Origin of the sequence: Cohnella baijiui (genome assembly GCF_020731285.1) — a bacterium.
In the GTDB taxonomy this organism is placed as follows: Bacteria; Bacillota; Bacilli; order Paenibacillales; family Paenibacillaceae; genus Cohnella.
Genome location: NZ_JAJFOW010000528.1, coordinates 1 through 209, shown reverse-complemented (window position 1 = coordinate 209; position 209 = coordinate 1). Strand labels below are relative to the sequence as shown.

Annotated in this window: 1 protein-coding gene; it reads left to right on the top strand. The window is 41.6% G+C overall.

Features of this window, described 5'->3' with window-relative positions; genetic code table 11:
- Positions 1–209: DJ-1/PfpI family protein (locus LKX83_RS33670; protein ID WP_227887672.1), on the top strand; the 209-nt coding region annotated here is incomplete at both ends.

Genomic DNA, 209 nt, shown 5'->3' with positions numbered 1-209 from the left:
GTTTAGAAGAAGGATTTGAAGTAACAATTGCTTCACCTTCCGTAAAAAAATTGCAGACTGTAAGTCATGATTTTGTGGAAGGTATGGAAACTTATGTGGAGAAGCCGGCATACGGATTAGATTCCCATGCTTCATTTGCCGAAATAGACCCGACACAGTATGATGGATTAATCATACCAGGAGGACGTGCGCCTGAGTATATTCGCATG